11 protein-coding genes are annotated in these 13,818 nt (G+C 64.4%); 10 read left to right on the top strand and 1 reads right to left on the bottom strand.

Features of this window, described 5'->3' with window-relative positions:
- Positions 1-10: 10 nt before the first annotated feature.
- A complete protein-coding gene (gene flgK / locus DSM104635_RS02060; RefSeq protein WP_158764601.1) occupies positions 11-2,161 on the bottom strand; it encodes a flagellar hook-associated protein FlgK in 2,151 nt (716 codons plus the stop codon).
- Positions 2,162-2,520: 359 nt separating this feature from the next.
- Here flgK and DSM104635_RS02055 point away from each other — a divergent pair, with 359 nt between their 5' ends.
- The 10 genes from DSM104635_RS02055 (at position 2,521) to flhA (ending at position 13,770) form a co-directional block, all read left to right on the top strand.
- The gene (locus tag DSM104635_RS02055) at positions 2,521-3,918 is read left to right on the top strand and encodes a flagellar hook-length control protein FliK (protein WP_158764600.1); all 1,398 of its coding nucleotides are present in this window, start codon (positions 2,521-2,523) and stop codon (positions 3,916-3,918) included.
- An 8-nt stretch (positions 3,919-3,926) separates the two neighbouring features.
- Positions 3,927-4,589 carry a flagellar hook assembly protein FlgD gene (locus DSM104635_RS02050; RefSeq protein ID WP_158764599.1) on the top strand — a complete coding sequence of 221 codons (663 nt, stop codon included), beginning with the start codon at positions 3,927-3,929 and terminating at the stop codon, positions 4,587-4,589.
- Positions 4,590-4,702: 113 nt separating this feature from the next.
- Positions 4,703-6,010 carry a flagellar hook protein FlgE gene (locus tag DSM104635_RS02045; RefSeq protein WP_158764598.1) on the top strand — a complete coding sequence of 436 codons (1,308 nt, stop codon included), beginning with the start codon at positions 4,703-4,705 and terminating at the stop codon, positions 6,008-6,010.
- A gap of 144 nt (positions 6,011-6,154) precedes the next feature.
- Positions 6,155-6,436 (top strand): CtrA inhibitor SciP, encoded by a 282-nt coding sequence (sciP, locus tag DSM104635_RS02040; RefSeq protein WP_158764597.1) that lies wholly within the window; start codon positions 6,155-6,157, stop codon positions 6,434-6,436.
- A gap of 251 nt (positions 6,437-6,687) precedes the next feature.
- Positions 6,688-8,319 carry a flagellar basal-body MS-ring/collar protein FliF gene (fliF, locus tag DSM104635_RS02035; RefSeq protein ID WP_158764596.1) on the top strand — a complete coding sequence of 544 codons (1,632 nt, stop codon included), beginning with the start codon at positions 6,688-6,690 and terminating at the stop codon, positions 8,317-8,319.
- Between the two features lie 3 nt (positions 8,320-8,322).
- The gene (gene fliG, locus DSM104635_RS02030) at positions 8,323-9,354 is read left to right on the top strand and encodes a flagellar motor switch protein FliG (protein WP_158764595.1); all 1,032 of its coding nucleotides are present in this window, start codon (positions 8,323-8,325) and stop codon (positions 9,352-9,354) included.
- Complete coding sequence (locus tag DSM104635_RS02025; protein WP_158764594.1) at positions 9,354-9,959, top strand: FliH/SctL family protein; 606 nt, start codon at positions 9,354-9,356, stop codon at positions 9,957-9,959. Before fliG ends, DSM104635_RS02025 begins: the two co-directional genes overlap by 1 nt.
- 7 nt (positions 9,960-9,966) lie before the next feature.
- The gene (gene fliN / locus DSM104635_RS02020; protein ID WP_158764593.1) at positions 9,967-10,290 is read left to right on the top strand and encodes a flagellar motor switch protein FliN; all 324 of its coding nucleotides are present in this window, start codon (positions 9,967-9,969) and stop codon (positions 10,288-10,290) included.
- A 23-nt stretch (positions 10,291-10,313) separates the two neighbouring features.
- Entirely contained in the window at positions 10,314-11,669 is a 1,356-nt protein-coding gene (gene flbD / locus DSM104635_RS02015) for a sigma-54-dependent transcriptional regulator FlbD (protein ID WP_158764592.1), read from the top strand.
- Between the two features lie 7 nt (positions 11,670-11,676).
- On the top strand, positions 11,677-13,770 hold the full coding sequence (gene flhA / locus DSM104635_RS02010; RefSeq protein ID WP_158764591.1) for a flagellar biosynthesis protein FlhA: 2,094 nt from the start codon (positions 11,677-11,679) through the stop codon (positions 13,768-13,770).
- The last annotated feature ends 48 nt before the right edge of the window (positions 13,771-13,818 follow it).

Here is a 13,818-nt window from a genome sequence, read left to right as displayed (position 1 = left end):
CCTACTCCTTCTAGCGATACCCAATCGACATCAGGATATCGAGCATATCGGTTGCGGCCTGGATGACCCGCGCCGCCGCCGCATAGGCATTCTGGAACGTCGTCATCTTCAGCAATTCATCGTCGAGACTGACGCTTTCGACTTCGGCGCGGCGATCGGCGGCCGCGAGCGCCACCGCTTCCGCACCTAGCGCACCACGCTCGGCGTCCGTCGCCATCCGTCCGGCTTCGCCGCCGAGACGTGCCGCGTAGACCGCGAGCGTCGTCGTTTGTGCGTTCATCGCGCCGGCGGCTGGAAAGCCGCGCACCGTGTCGCGCGCCGCAACCAGGGCCGCAGAGCCGCGATTGTCGCCGGCTTCGATAATACGATCGCCGATGTCGGCGGTGAGATCGGGTCGGCCAACCGCAAGGCGGCCAGTATTGGCGGCGATCTGTGCATCGATGCCGACTTCGAGCGCCCGGCCGCCGGTCGCCGCTTGCGACAAACCGTGCAGCGACGAGAACGAAACGCCAGTGCCGCCGCGCAATGTGGAATCCGCGACGAGCGAAGCCTTGTAGCCGTCATTCGGCGTGAAGCCTATGCGGCCGGTGCCGGGATCGAGTGCAAACGTACCGTACTCGCCAAGCCCTGTGCCCGTGGCATTGAGCGCCGTGACCAGATCGCCCCAATCCCCGCCGATCAGACCGCCGGAAATCGCGATCGTGCGCGTCGCGACGGAGCGTCCCAGACTGTCGCGAACCTCATAAGCAATCTCGCCGCCCGCAGCGAGACCGTGCAGATCGCTCGCCTGCAAACCGGTTTCGAAGAAGAGCGGCGTCGGGCGCGACACGAGGTCGTTGAGGCCGAAGAAGTGCGAGAAGCCGCGGCCGGCGCGATCGCTCGGATCGGTTTCGGCTTGCTGAATCACCGCACCGCCACTGCTGCCGACATTTACCGTCAGCACGCCATTGACGAACGTCGCCGTTCCGGCGGGATTGGCGGCGCCGAGCGCGCTATTCAGCGCGGTGGTGAAAGCGGCGACCGTGCCGCCGGCAAAACTGTAGACGGCGGCGGGCGCTTCACCGGTGATGGTCTGCGCGTCGAAATCGATGGTGAGGCGCTGCGCCAGATTACCCGATGCGGTGGTGACGCCAAGCACGGCGTTGCCGGTGAAGCCAAGCGCATCCGTACCGAGCAAGCCGGTTTGCCGGCCAACCAATTGTCCCAAGGCCGGCGACGAGGCGTTTTCGTTGTGCACCTCGTTCAGCGCATCGGCCAACGCGCCGGCGAAACCGCCCAGCGCCTCGGAGAGATTGACGAGATCGGTGTCGCGCGCCTGCAACAGACCCTTGATCTCGCCGCCAAGCAGATACGGCTCAAGATTGGCCTGGGTGCCGAGCTGTTCGTTGAACTTGATGACGCCGTGCGTCGCATACGGCGATGAGTTCGGCGAATAGCTGAGGTTTGCGGCGGTTACGCCCACGAGCAGCGCGCCGCCGCTGGTGCGCACGTGGACGCCGCCCTCCGTCACAGGTGTGACCCGCACGTCCATTAAACTGGAAAGCTGATCGATCAGCGCGCCTTGCGCATTCTCGGCGCCGGTTGAATCGGCGCCCATCCGCTTATTGAGCTGAACTTCCAGGTTCAGCTCGGCGATCCGATCGATCAGGCTCTGCGCTTCCTCGACGGAATCCGCGATGCGCTGATCAGCCTCGGCAATGAGCGATTGTATCGACTCTCCGATGCGCTGCACTTCGGAATACATCGACTGCAACGCGGTGACGGCGTCGCCACGGCGCAATTGCGAGGCCGGATCAACGCCGATCTCAGTCATCGCCGACCAGAAATTATCGAGCGAGGCGAACACCGATGTTGTGCCGGCAGGGTCGCCGAAATTCGACTGCGCGCGCGAGAGAATGTCGGCGCGCGCCGCGGCGGAACCGCGCGCGGCTTCGGCGATGTAGCTTGCAGTGGCGAGGAAACGGTCCGCGGCGCGCTTGATGCCGGTGACCTCAACGCCGGCCCCTGCGCCCAAATCCGAGCGCGGCGACAGCGTGACTTCGGTGCGCACGTAGCCAGGTGTGTTGGCGTTGGCGATGTTTTGCGAAATCGTCGCCATCGCGGTTTGCGAGGCGCGCATACCGGAGAGACCGGAGAGAAGAACGCTGGTTAGACCGACCATGCGCATGCTCCCGGCAAAAAGCGCCCAGCGCCCGGCGGATTTTGCCGGGTCGGCGACGGCGCTCCGGCCGCCGCACAAACGCACTCAAGCGCTTGAAACAACACGCTTTAATCCTCCAACGCTGGCTCCGCGCGAGACCGCGCAATAACCGTCGTTAGCCATGTCCTCGCAAGCTTGGGGCCACGGTCAATGCTCGGCAGAAGCTGCCGGGCGGACCCGGCGCCAATTGCCGGATTGTGCGTTTCGGAGCGGCAACGCCAAATCTATCATGCTGTTTTTATGTAATTTTTCTTGGTTAGCGCCGTGGCCCGGCGCTTGCTCTCTCCTCTCAGCCCGCACGTGCGGGCATCGGGGGACGTATGGATTTCGCGGCAGACGCCGTTTTCGACGTTGCGGCGCCGCCTTCTCGGCCTGCGAACGCTCGTCCCGCGCCTGCCCGCGACACGTCAGAGCCGAGCTTCGACGATCACCTCGAAGTCGCGACGGCCGAGGAAGCGCCGCGCGAGGAGCGCGCGAAGCCGGCGGACAACGCGAAGGCGAGCGACAACACGGACACAGAATCTGAAGCGCCCGCGATCGAAGCGGACGCCTCGCCTCCGACTGAGCCATCTGCTCCACCACACATCGTACAGATCGTCGCCCCGCCGCCGCCCGCGCCAATCGCAAGCGAGGCCGCTGACGCAAATGGCGCGACGCCTCAGACCGCGCCGATCGAAGCCGCGTCTGCGCCACAAGCGCCCGCGCCCACAGCGCCAAGCGCTGCTCCTGCCCCTTCGCCTCCTCCAGCGCCGAACAGCGCAGAGAGCGCAGCCGGTGCTGAACCGTCGGACTCCAAGTCGGATGTAGCGAAGAGCGCTGTCGGCGCCGCCACACAACAAAGCGACACCGCCGAAGCCAACACCGCGCCTCCCCAAGCGCCAACACCAACGCAAACCGGTGTGACAACCGCGCAAGCGCCCTCGCCCCTGCCAACAACCGATGCGCCGCCACCTGACTTGGCGACGATCTCCGCGCAGCCCGCACCGGTTGAACGTCAGGCGCCTACGCCTCAGCGCACGGGCAAGGCGGACACGCAACGCGGCGCTAAATCGTTCGAAGCGGTCGTTGAAGACAGCAAGACTGACGCGCCGCCAGTGAGCGCCGCGCAAACGCAGAAGAGCGTGCCGGCTGCTTCAGCCGCAAGCAAGGATGCCGCATCCCCGCTGCTCGCGCTCCAAGCGGACGCGCCTGAAATTCCAGCGCCGATATCGCAGCAGGGCGGAACGCCGCTTGCTCAAGCTGCCGCGCAAGCACAACAAACGGCAAGCGTCGATCACACGGCCGCCGTTCGCGTCACGCCCGCCGCCGCTCAAGTCGCGCGAGAGATCGTGCGCCGGTTTGATGGCGACAACACGACGTTTGAACTCCGCCTCGATCCGCCGGAGCTCGGTCGTGTCGAAGTGCGGCTCGATGTGTCGCGCGATCATCGCGTCACGGCAGTCATTTCCGCTGACAGCCCTCAAGCGCTGGCAGAACTCGCCCGCAACGCACGCGAACTCGAGCAAATGCTGAACGACGCGGGTTTGCAGCTCAGCGACAGCGGCCTGTCGTTCGATCTGCGCCAAGGCAGCGAAGGCAACGCTGACGCCGGCGATACAAATTCACGCGGACGCGCTGCGCAGAGCGGCGACGACGCGCCACAACAACAAGCATCCATTGCCGCCCGCCCGCTCGGTTTCGAGCGTTGGCGTGGCGTGCGTGTCGATGTGACGGTTTGAGGTAGACGATGGCGGCGATCCCACCAGTCAGCACAGAAACGCAATCGGACGCGGGAGGCTCGCGCACGCGGCTATCCGACAATTACGACACGTTTCTCATCCTGCTCACGGCGCAACTGCAGAACCAGGACCCGCTGGCGCCGATGGATTCGACGCAGTTCACGCAACAGCTGGTGCAATTCAGCCAAGTCGAACAGCAGATCCGCACCAACGAGCAGCTCGAAGGTCTGGTCGGCCAATATCAAGCCGCAAGCGCCGGCGCCGCCCTCTCCTATCTGGGCAAAGACGCGATCATCGAAGCGGACGAAACCTATCTCGCCGGCGGCGAAGCCAATTGGGCCTATCGCATGCCGGAGACGGCGACCGATCTGACCATTACGGTCAAAGATTCAAGCGGCCGCGCCGTGTACGAGACCACCACCGCCGATCGCGGCGCGGGCGAACATCTCTTCACCTGGGATGGCAAGAAGACCAACGGCGAGATCGCGGCGGACGGCGTCTACACGATCGGGATCGAAGCGGAGAACGCCGCCGGGACCTCCATTACGCCGACCATCAGCGTTCGCGAAACCATTATGGGCGTCGATTTCTCCGGCGCCGCGCCCGTCGTCATCACGCCGTCCGGCACGCGGAGTTTGGACACGATCCGCTCGGTGCTCGACGTCAGTTGATCAAGCTAGGCGCCCGCCGAATGCGGACGCCATCACGCGCAGAAGCGCTCCATCAGTATCAATCTTAACGCCGCGGACGGTGGGACGCACGCGGCGATGGAGCTGGGACACACATGTCTATCTATACCGCATTGCGCGCGGGCGTTTCTGGCCTCACCGCCAACTCAAGCGCGCTCGCCGTCATTTCCGACAACATCGCCAACGTGAACACCGTTGGCTACAAGCGCTCCGGCGTTGATTTCAGCGCGCTGGTCAACGCGCAGAACTCCAACACCACGTATAACGCCGGCGGCGTGCTGCCGTTGACGCGTCAGCAGATCTCGCTGCAGGGGTCACTCGAGCAATCGCGCTCCGCGACCGACCTCGCAATCTCCGGCGATGGCTTCTTCATCGTCTCGCCAAACAACCAGCAGCTCTCCAACGGCGGCTCGGTGCTGTTCACCCGCGCCGGTTCGTTCACGATCGACGCCGACGGTTACATGGTCAACGCGCAGGGCTTGTTCTTGCAAGGTTGGCCGGTGGCCAGCGACGGCAGCGTGACGACGAGCCCGACCTCTCTCTCCGCAATCGAGGCGGTGAACATCTCTGGCGTCGGCGGCTTGGCCGAGCCGACGGCAAACGTCGGCATCAACGCCAACCTCAATTCCGATCAAACGCCCCACACTGGCGCATATGTGGCCGGCGATCTCGCCGACGGCACCGTGTCGCCTCACTTTGAAAGCTCACTCGAAGTGTTCGACAGTCTCGGCGCACCGCGCACGATTGCGTTCGGCTTCCTCAAGACTGGTCCGAACACCTGGCAAGTTGAGTCCTACGCCCGCCCCAACACCAACATCACGGGCGGCGCAGGGACTGGCGGTTTGTTGGCCACTGGCACACTCAACTTCAACACGGACGGCACCGTCGCCAGCGCCACCGGCACGATTGGGGCGACCTTCAATATTCCCTGGGCGGCGGCCACCGGCGCGAGCACACAGGCCATCAATCTCGACCTCAACACCGGCATGACCCAGTTCGCCAAGAGCTTCGGCGTCACCAGCGTCACCGCCGACGGCGTGCCGCCAGGCGATCTCGTCGGCCTCGTGCTCGAAGGCGACGGCATGCTGACAGCGCAATTCTCTAACGGCCGCGCCCGCGCGCTCTATCAAATCCCGCTGGCGACGTTCCTGAACCCCAACGGCCTCGCGGCGGACCAAGGCGGCGCGTTCCGCACCACGCTGCAGTCCGGGCTCTACAACATCAACTCCTCCAACGCAGGCGGCGCCGGCCGGATTGTTTCGGGTGCGCTCGAAGCCTCCAACGTCGACCTCGCGGCGGAGTTCACGAACCTCATCACCACGCAACGCGCCTACTCTGCCGCCTCGCGGATCATCACCACCGCCGACGAAATGTTGGAAGAGCTTTTGATGATCAAGCGCTAAGCGGGGCGTGGGTCGGGTAAGAAATGAGTAAGAGACTCATGTTCTAATTCGATACACGCGCCTTTTGCGAATTTCGATTCGCTCTTAGTCGTTTCTTTAGCGCTCCGAGTTATCGTGAGGCATAAGAAACGAGGAGAAGGCGCAATGCAGAAGCAACGCCGCTATGATGGGGTGGTGATGGGTCCCGACGGGAATCCCCTCACGCTGGACGATTTGCCGCCGGCGGGCACGACCCGTTGGGTGATCCGCCGCAAGGCGGAAGTTGTGGCCGCGGTTCGCGGTGGCCTGCTCACGCTCGAAGACGCGTGCGCTCGGTATGGGCTCTCTGAAGAAGAGTTCGACGCCTGGCGTAAGTCGATCGAGAAGCACGGCCTTCCGGGTCTGCGCACCACGCGCATTCAGCACTACCGCGCGACGGGCGCCTAACAGGCGCTCGCTGCTGCGGCAGCGGAACTATAAGCACCAAGGCTTCCAAAGGCCCCCGCTCTCCCCGCGGGGGCTTTTGCGCGTCCGGTTTCTTGCTCCTGGACCCCGGCTCGCGGGCCGGGGCATGTTGGCGCCGCTGCGCGTCCCAACATGCTTAACGATTGTTTCACGCCCAACCGGGCAATTTCTGCCGACCGGTGAGAATTGCCCAGTGATTCTGGGTGAGCCCCACCGCGTGTGCAGAGGCGGACGTGAACGGGTTTACGCAACTCCTTCTTAAGGCTGGGCCGACGCGATTGTTCGCGGCGTTAGGCATCGCTGCCGTGGTGGCGGCGCTCCTGTTCACGCTCGTGTTCCGCATGGGCGGCGAGGAGAAGGCGCTGCTGTTCGCCGGCGTCGAGATGCGGGAAGCCTCGGAGATCACCCAGCGGCTCGAAGCGGCCGACATTCCCTACGAGATGCGCGGCGAAGGCGGCTCGATCTATGTGGCGCGCTCGCGTGTGCTAGACGCCCGCATGATGCTCTCAGCCGAGGGCCTGCCCTCGCGCGGCTCGATCGGCTACGAGATTTTCGACGAACCCGACGCCCTCGGCCAAACCCAGTTTCAACAGAACATTAACCGCCTGCGCGCGCTCGAAGGCGAGCTGGCGCGCACAATCGGTTCGCTTGACGGCATCGAATCCGCGCGCGTGCACCTGGTGTTGCCGGAGCGCCAGTTGTTTGCGCGTGAGACCGAGCAACCGTCCGCGTCCATCGTGATCCAGCTTCGCCGAGATGAGCTGACGCCCGGCCAAGTGCGCGCGATCCGCAACCTGGTCGCCAGCGCAACACCCGGGCTCAGCGCCAATCGCGTCACTATTCTCGACGAAACCGGCCGCTTGCTCGCCGCGCCATCTTCCGAAGGCGGCATCGACGCAGACGGCGTCGATGCGCGGCAGGTCTCCGCCGAAGAACGTATCCGCAGCACAGTGACGAACATCGTCGAAGGCATCGTCGGCCAAGGCAATGCGCGCGTGCAGGTCACCGCCGAGATGGACTTCAACCGGGTCAGCGAAACGTCCGAGCGGTTCGACCCGGAGGGCCGGGTCGTTCGCTCGACGTCGAGCACGGAAGAAACGTCCTCGGACAGCTCAGGCGGCGGCGGCGCGACGACGGCTGGCGCGAACGTACCGGATACAACAGCCGGCGGCGCGTCAGGCGGCAGCAGCGCCAATGGAAATTCATCGAGCCAGGAAACCGTCAACTACGAGATCTCGCACACGACGCGCACCGAAGTGAGCGAAGGCGGCCGCATTCGCCGGCTCTCTGTCGCCGTCGCCGTCGATGGCATGCTGACGCCTGGCGAAGGCGACGCTCCGCCAACTTACGCGCCGCGCAGCGCAGAAGAGATGACGCGCCTCACCGCGTTGGTGCGTTCAGCCGTCGGCTTCAATCAGGAACGCGGCGACGTCGTCGAAGTCGTCAACACGCAGTTTGCACGCGCCGCCGCGCCGGGCGCGGCGGAGGCGCCGGGCATGTTGGCGTTCATGGGTGATCTCGATGTGATGCGCATTATCGAGATTGTCGCGGCACTGATTGCTTCGCTGGCGTTCGTGTTCTTCGTGCTGCGGCCGCTGATCGGCGGCCTGATGCGCGGCGGCGCCGCTGCTACGGTGGGCGCAGGCGGCGGTGTTCCGGCCTTGCCGGGTGGTGGCGGCGCGATGGCTGCCCTCCCCGCGCCCGACGGCGGCGCAGCCATGATGGGAGAAGAATCCAGCATCGACGTCGCCCAGATCGGCGGGCGCATGCGCCAATCGTCGGTGAAGAAGATGGCCGAAGTCGTGAACCTGCATCCCGATGAATCGTCGCAGATCATTCGCGGCTGGCTGAACAATGCGTTGTAAGCCATGAGCGCGCTGGTCAAAGCCTCCGAGACTGTCGATCTCTCCCGCTACAGTGGCGCGGAGAAAGCGGCGATCGTGCTGATGAGCCTCGGCGAAGAAGCCAAAAAGATCTGGGCGACACTCGAAGAAGAAGAGATCAAAGAAGTCTCGCAAGCGATGGCCGCGCTCGGCGTCGTCCCTTCCGTCGTGGTCGAAGCCGTCGTGCAGGAATTCGTCTCGCGCATGTCGGGCGCGGGCGCCGTGATGGGTTCGCTGGATCAAACCCAGCGCATGCTCGCCAGCGTGCTGCCGAAGGAAAAACTCGACGGTCTGATGGATGAAATCCGCGGTCCCGCCGGTCGCAACATTTGGGACAAGCTCGCCAACGTCAATGAAGCCGTGCTCGCGAGCTATCTGAAGAACGAATACCCGCAAACGGTCGCCGTGGTGCTGGCGAAGGTGCGACCGGAGCACGCGGCGAAAGTGCTTGGCGAGCTGCCGGAGGACTTCGCCGCAGAATGCATGCTGCGCATGCTCGGCATGGAGCCGGTGCAGCGCGAAATCCTCGACAAGATCGAGACCACGCTTCGCACCGAGTTCATGTCGAACCTGTCGCGCAGCTCGAAGCGCGACAGCCACGAACTGATGGCGGATATCTTCAACAATTTCGATCGCCAGACCGAAGCCCGCTTCATCAATGCGCTCGAAAGCAAGAACCGCGATAGCGCCGACCGCATCAAAGCGTTGATGTTCGTGTTCGAGGATCTGGGCAAACTCGATTCCGGCGGCATCCAGACCCTGCTCCGTGCGGTCGACAAGAATGATCTGGCGCTCGCGCTCAAAGGGGCGTCCGACACGCTGCGCACTCTCTTCTTCTCCAACATGTCCGAACGCGGCGGCAAAATTCTGAAGGAAGACATGGCCGGCATGGGGCCTGTGCGCCTGAAGGATGTCGACGCCGCGCAAACGCGCATGGTCGCGGCAGCAAAGGACCTCTCCGCCCGCGGCGAGATCCTACTTTCCGACGGCAAGTCCGACGACGAGCTGATCTACTGATGGCCAACGTCCGCAAATACGCCTTCGACACCGAGTTCGGGCCTGACGGCGCGATCGTGAAGGATGCGCCGAAGAAGCTCACGACCGAAGAGATCGCGGCGGAGTGCGCGGCCGCGTACGAGCGCGGCAAGCAAGACGCCGTGGCGCAGGCCGAGCGCCAAACCGCCGCCGCACTGCAGGCGATCGCGGATGCCGCTTCCGCCGTGCTAACGCGGCTCGACGCTGAGAGCCAAGCCATGCGCGAAGAAGCGGCGCGCGTCGCGATTGCTGCGGCGAACAAGATAGCGGGCGCCGCACTCGATGGCTTCGGTCACGAGCGCGCCGCGGTCGCGGTCGAGGCGGCGATGGATGCACTTCGCCATCAGCCGCGTCTCGTGGTGAAGCTTTCGCCGGAAGCGGCCGAGGCGCTGAAGCCACGCATCGCCGAGATGTGCGAAACCCATGCTTACGCCGGCGCCGTGCTCGTGCGCGCGGAAGCCGGACTGAAATCCGGCGAAGTCGTCATCGATTGGTCCGACGGCGTCATCACCATGAACCCTGACGACGCCGCCGAACGCATCAACATTTTAGTCGAAGCCGCGCTCGCGGCGCCGACAACGTCATGAGGCGCAGATGAGTGATCTCAAGCTCGACGAATTCCAGCCGACGCCCGCGCCGGAAGAACCGCCGGAAGCGTTCGAACGCAGCGCCGCCGATTTGGCCGCCGTGTACGACGTGCCTGTCCATATCCAGGCCGTGCTCGGACGCTCCAACATGGAGGTCGCCTCCCTGCTCCGCCTAACGCGCGGCTCGGTGATCGAGCTCGATCGCAAAGTTGGCGAAGCGATCGACATTTACGTGAACAACCGTCTGGTCGCGCGCGGCGAGGTCGTCGTCGTCGACGAACGTCTCGGCGTGACCATGACGGAAATCATCAAGGACGGCGACGCGGCCTAAGAAGCCGCGCCGAGGAGAAGCCCATGCGTCTACTCATTGTTGGCACGCTCGGAGGACAAATCTCCGCCGCCACCAAGATCGCCATGACTCACGGCGCGAAAGTCGCGCACGTGGATACGATCGAGCAAGCCACGGCCGCGTTGCGGGCGGGCCGCGGCGCCGATCTGCTGATGGTGGATGCGAGGCTCGATATCGCGGCGCTGATCGCGGCGAACGAAGCTGAACACATCGTGGTGCCGGTTGTCGCGGCCGGCGTCGGCATCGATCCGACCATGGCCGCGCGCTCGATCCGCGCTGGCGCGCGCGAATACATCTCGCTGCCACCTGATCCCGAACTGATCGCCGCCGTGCTCGCCGCCATCGCCGACGATGAGCGCCCGCTGATCGCCGAAGACGCTTCGATGAAGCAAGTCATCACGCTCGCCGACCAAATCGCAGGCTCGGAAGCCTCGATCATGATCACCGGCGAGAGCGGCGTCGGTAAGGAAGTGCTGGCGCGCTACGTTCACAAAAAATCCAAGCGCGCCGAAAAGCCGTTTATCGCCGTCAATTGCGCCGCGATCCCCGAGCAATTGCTCGAAAGCGAGTTGTTCGGCCACGAGAAAGGCTCGTTCACCGGCGCCGTCGCTCGCCGGATCGGCAAGTTTGAAGAAGCCGACGGCGGCACGCTGCTGTTGGACGAAATCTCGGAGATGGATTTACGGCTGCAATCGAAGCTGCTGCGCGCGTTGCAAGAGCGCGTGATCGATCGCGTCGGCGGCTCAAAGCCTGTGCCGGTCAACATCCGAGTGCTGGCGACATCAAATCGCGATCTCACCGCGCTCGTCCGCACCAACGAGTTCCGCGAAGATCTGCTCTATCGCCTCAACGTCGTGAACCTGCGCATTCCGCCGCTCCGAGAGCGCAAAGGCGATCTCGCAGCACTCGGCAACTTCTTCATCGACAAATATGCCAAGTCCAACGGCCGCCCTGCCCGCAAGCTTTCGAAGGATGGGCTGGCGCAAGTGCTGGCGCACGTTTGGCCCGGCAACGTGCGCGAATTGGAAAACGCAATGCACCGCGCGGTGCTGCTCGCCAACGGCGAAGAAGTCGGCGCCGACGCGATCCGCGCACCGGATGGCGCGCCGGTCGGTTCGCGCAATGACGGCTTCGGCGCTGCGATCGAAGCCGGCCAAGCCGCTGCACGCGCCCTCGTAGGGCGCACCGTGTCAGACGTCGAACAAGATCTCATCCTGGAAACGCTCACGCATTGCCTCGGCAACCGCACACACGCCGCGCACATTCTCGGCATCTCGATCCGCACGTTGCGCAACAAGCTGAAGCTCTATTCCGACGATGGCGTGAAGGTGCCGGCGCCGCCGACAGGTCAGGCGGCCTGACGCCTAAATGACCGACGCCGCACAACCACAAGGACAAGCCTTCGGCTTCGACGCGCTGCGCAACGCGCTGATGCGCGGCGAAATCGCGTTGGCGCTGGGCGTACTCGGCATTCTGGCGATCATGCTGGTGCCGCTGCCGCCGATCCTGTTGGACATGCTGCTGGCGATCTCGATCATCTTCTCGATCCTGGTGCTGATGACAGCGCTGATGATCCGCAAGCCGCTTGAGTTCACGGCGTTCCCATCCGTGCTGCTGCTGGCGACGCTGCTGCGGCTTTCGCTGAACATCGCCACCACGCGGCTCATTCTCGCCAACGGCCAAACCGGCGAACACGCCGCCGGCGAAGTGATCGCGGCGTTCGCGAATTTCGTGATGGGCGGCGAGTTCGTAATCGGCGTCATCGTGTTCGCGATCCTCGTGATCGTGAACTTCGTCGTCATCACCAAGGGCTCGACGCGCATCGCCGAAGTCGCCGCGCGCTTCACTTTGGACGCCATGCCCGGCAAGCAAATGGCGATCGACGCCGATCTCTCCGCCGGCCTGATCAACGAGACTCAAGCGCGCGAACGCCGCAAGGCGCTGGAAGATGAGAGCTCGTTCTTCGGCGCCATGGACGGCGCGTCGAAGTTCGTACGCGGCGACGCCATCGCCGGCCTGCTGATCGTGTTCATCAACATCATTGGCGGCGTCATCATTGGCATGATGTCGCACGGTATGGATTTCGCCGAAGCGGGACGCACCTACACGCTGCTCACCGTCGGCGATGGCTTGGTGACGCAAATCCCGGCGCTGATCATCTCCGTCGCGGCCGGGTTGCTCGTCACCAAAGCCGGCATCGACGGCGCTGCCGACAAGGCGCTGGCGAAGCAATTCGCCGCCTACCCCGTCGCGCTCGGCATTGTCTCGATGTGCGCATTCGGCGTCGGCGTTCTGCCGGGTATGCCGCTTATCCCGTTCTGGATTCTCGGCGGTGCATCGGGCTTGCTGGCGTGGCGGCTGCGCAAAGCGAGCCGCATCGTCGAAGCCGCCACCGAAGCGGCCGCGGCGGCGCCAACGGCGCAAGTTGAAGAAACGCCCGCGTCCTCCCTTGCCATGGACGATGTCCGCATCGAACTTGGCTTCGGGCTGTTGCCGCTGATCAACGACGTGCAAGGTCGCCGGCTTACCGATCAGATCAAAGCGCTGCGCAAGACGCTGGCGCAAGAGTTCGGCTTCGTGATGCCGAGCGTGCGCATCCTCGACAACGTGCAAATGGCGCCCGACGCCTACGCCATCCGCATCCGCGAAATGGATGCCGGCGACGGCAAACTGAAAATGAACGCGCTGCTGGCGATGGATCCGACCGGCTCGGGCATCTCCATTCCCGGCGAAGCGGTGAAAGAGCCCGCTTTCGGCCTCGACGCGATGTGGATCGACGAGCGCGCGCGCGAGGAAGCCAGCTTCCGCGGCTACACGGTGGTTGATCCCGCCACTGTGCTCGCCACCCACCTCACCGAGGTGATCAAGGAGCACATGAGCGAGCTCCTCACCTTCGCCGAGGTGAAGAAGCTGATCAAAGACCTGCCCAAGGACACGCAAACGCTGCTCGACGATGTCGCGCCGGCGCACATCTCCTGGAGCGGCGTGCAGCGCGTGCTGCAGAACCTGCTCAAAGAGCGCGTCTCGATCCGCGATCTCTCCGCCATCATCGAGGCCATCGCCGAAGCCGCGCCCGCGATGCACGATCTCGTGCTCATCACCGAACATGTGCGCGGCCGCCTCGCGCGCCAGGTCTGCTACCAGCACCGCAACCCGGACGGCTCGCTGCCGATCATCACGCTATCGCCGAACTGGGAGCAAGCGTTCGCGGAAGCACTGATCGGCGAAGGCCAAAGCCGCCAGCTCGCGCTTGCGCCGTCGAAGCTGCACGACTTTGTCGCCGACGTACGCGGCGCGTTCGAGCGCGCGGCCAAGATGGGCGAGACGCCCGTCCTGCTCACCTCCCCCGCCATCCGCCCGTTCGTGCGCTCCCTGATCGAACGCTTCCGCCCGTCAACAATCGTGCTCGGCCAAGCCGAAGTCCACGCCAAGGTGCGCTTGAAGGCGATGGGGCAAGTTTAGTTTGCCGTGCTGACGGCGTCGCTTTTCGCCTAAAGCCGTCATCCGCAG

The sequence above is a fragment of the Terricaulis silvestris genome, from assembly GCF_009792355.1.
Classification (GTDB): domain Bacteria; phylum Pseudomonadota; class Alphaproteobacteria; order Caulobacterales; family Aquidulcibacteraceae; genus Vitreimonas; species Vitreimonas silvestris.
The sequence above is the reverse complement of the archived record's forward strand: the minus strand, read 5'-3'. Positions and strand labels throughout refer to the sequence as shown.

Excerpts from the sequence above, each read along its gene's own strand:
- flgK (WP_158764601.1), bottom strand. The coding sequence starts at position 2,161 with ATGGTCGGTCTAACCAGCGTTCTTCTCTCCGGTCTCTCCGGTATGCGC.
- DSM104635_RS02055 (WP_158764600.1), top strand. The coding sequence starts at position 2,521 with ATGGATTTCGCGGCAGACGCCGTTTTCGACGTTGCGGCGCCGCCTTCT.
- DSM104635_RS02050 (WP_158764599.1), top strand. The coding sequence starts at position 3,927 with ATGGCGGCGATCCCACCAGTCAGCACAGAAACGCAATCGGACGCGGGA.
- DSM104635_RS02045 (WP_158764598.1), top strand. The coding sequence starts at position 4,703 with ATGTCTATCTATACCGCATTGCGCGCGGGCGTTTCTGGCCTCACCGCC.
- sciP (WP_158764597.1), top strand. The coding sequence starts at position 6,155 with ATGCAGAAGCAACGCCGCTATGATGGGGTGGTGATGGGTCCCGACGGG.
- fliG (WP_158764595.1), top strand. The coding sequence starts at position 8,323 with ATGAGCGCGCTGGTCAAAGCCTCCGAGACTGTCGATCTCTCCCGCTAC.
- DSM104635_RS02025 (WP_158764594.1), top strand. The coding sequence starts at position 9,354 with ATGGCCAACGTCCGCAAATACGCCTTCGACACCGAGTTCGGGCCTGAC.
- fliN (WP_158764593.1), top strand. The coding sequence starts at position 9,967 with ATGAGTGATCTCAAGCTCGACGAATTCCAGCCGACGCCCGCGCCGGAA.
- flbD (WP_158764592.1), top strand. The coding sequence starts at position 10,314 with ATGCGTCTACTCATTGTTGGCACGCTCGGAGGACAAATCTCCGCCGCC.
- flhA (WP_158764591.1), top strand. The coding sequence starts at position 11,677 with ATGACCGACGCCGCACAACCACAAGGACAAGCCTTCGGCTTCGACGCG.